Source organism: Mesorhizobium sp. M4A.F.Ca.ET.020.02.1.1 (assembly GCF_004022645.1).
GTDB lineage: Bacteria > Pseudomonadota > Alphaproteobacteria > Rhizobiales > Rhizobiaceae > Mesorhizobium.
Genome location: NZ_RZOI01000976.1, coordinates 1 through 1,807 on the forward strand (window position 1 = coordinate 1; position 1,807 = coordinate 1,807).

A 1,807-nucleotide genomic window follows, 5' to 3' on the forward strand; every position below is an offset into this window, starting at 1 on the left:
CGACATAGAGGCCAACCGGCCGCGGCTGTGTCTGCAATATCGCCGTCGCGGTTGGCTTGTCCACCGGTAGATTGTAGCGCAGTCCTTTCATGCTTCGCTCCCTTGTCCTGGCAAGGGCGTCGACCAGCTTCTTTTCATAGGCGGACTCGTAAGGCACCCAATTCTCCGCCACAACCATGACGGCAATTTCCTCGATCACCGCCAGCCCCGCCGGGGTCAACCCGAAGGTGGCAATCGCGATCAAATGCGATGCCTCATCCGCGCCCCAGAGTGCCATCTCGGTTTCAAAACGGGTTTGAAGCCGACGATGAAGGCTTTCGTCCAACAAGAACACGAAGCCCGGCATGTGCTTGACGATCAGCTTGTGGCCGCTCCGAGCCGGGCTGAACTCCTTGACCTCGCCGACCAGGATCATCAGCTTTCTCGGGCCGCTCTTTGGGGGCAGCGCAGGTGCCAGCGCCTGCCCGCGCCTTTGCTCGATCGCAGCCTTGTCGGCGGACCGGAACGGCTCGGGCACGAACAGGATTTCGCTGAGCGCTCCGCCCCTGACCGTCATCTGACGCGCGGCCTCGACAAGGTGCCAGCGAATATTCCACCAATGGCGCTTGCCAGCCCATCGCGACGTCCAGACTGTCAGTTCCGCTTCGTGCCAGAGATAATGGAGCAGGCCTCGCAGGGACAGTTTCTTGGTGTCCCCGACCACGCTGTCCGAACCTAAGGCGCCAGCTGCCGACGCAGATCGCGCGCCGACCTTGGACAGGCGAAAGTCCAGTTTCAGCGCGGCCATGCCGCTCTCGGGATCGACCTGAATTGCACTGCCCATCAGCACGCCGAGGCCGGACAGTTCGTCGGGCGGCTCGTAAGAGGAACAGGAAGGGTCATGGCCGCCACCCGACAGCGGCATCCGCTTGACGATGTATTGGTCGCCAACCTGCGCAATATACATCGTCGGCCAGGGCTCATGGCACAGGCAAAGCGGTCGCAGCTTTCTGCGATATGCATCAGCCAACAAATCCTGAAGATTCGGCGCCGCCTCGTCGATCACCTGGTCAGCAAGTCTGAATCGTCGCATCGCCTCCGTTGCTCCGGACGCCGCCGCATCCCCTGTCCTTCATTGAGTCACGGTTTCCCCGATGAAGCAACCTCGAAGATCTCAGACTGCAAACCAAGGCGATTCTGAAAATGGGCCTCCCTCTGAGACTGGGCTGCAGGCTTCGCTAATGGCCGGACTTCGATTCGTCTCCTTTCCTTTGCCTGCGACCCCTGACGCAGGGGCTGCCGCGGTGCCTGCGCGTTACTCGCGGCGGCTGGCGCAGGCAGAGGCAGAGGGGAGGCCGGGATGCGATGGCGGGTCGAGGCCAGGAGAGAGGCTCCCGGCGCCCGTCGCGGAGAATGATCATGACCCATATGGAGATTCTGGCGCCGTCACGCACGACGCCCAACGGCTACAAGGTGGACGTCAGCCGCGGCCAGCGCATCGGCCGCGTGTCGTCGGAATGGTTCAACCGGCCTGCCGACGAACGCTACCTGTCGCTCACCGATCTCCACAATTCGGTGAAACGGCGGTCCGAACGAAGCAAGACCCGGATCGTCGAAAGCGAGGCTATCCGCGTCGAAGCCTCTCGCGACAATCCCGAGCGGCTGACGCTCATGCTGCCGAATGCCCACACGACGGTCGCGCCGACGCACTGGAGTTTTGGTCAGCTCGCCAGCCTGGTCGGCGCGCCGGCGACCTACCTGCGTCAGCTGCCGGCCGCGCTCGCTGGCATCAATTTGCAATATGGCCTTTCCACGCATCGTGCCGAGC

2 protein-coding genes are annotated in these 1,807 nt (G+C 62.8%); one reads left to right on the plus strand and one right to left on the minus strand.

What is annotated here, in order from left to right:
* Positions 1 to 1,045, minus strand: a 1,045-nt coding sequence (locus EN742_RS33825; protein ID WP_245492461.1) for a DUF1173 domain-containing protein, incomplete at its 3' end; no start/stop codon positions are given.
* Between the two features lie 353 nt (positions 1,046 to 1,398).
* On the opposite strand from EN742_RS33825, the gene EN742_RS33830 reads away from it, so the two are divergent.
* Positions 1,399 to 1,807 (plus strand): hypothetical protein (locus EN742_RS33830; protein WP_128333817.1); only part of this gene is annotated, 409 nt, incomplete at its 3' end.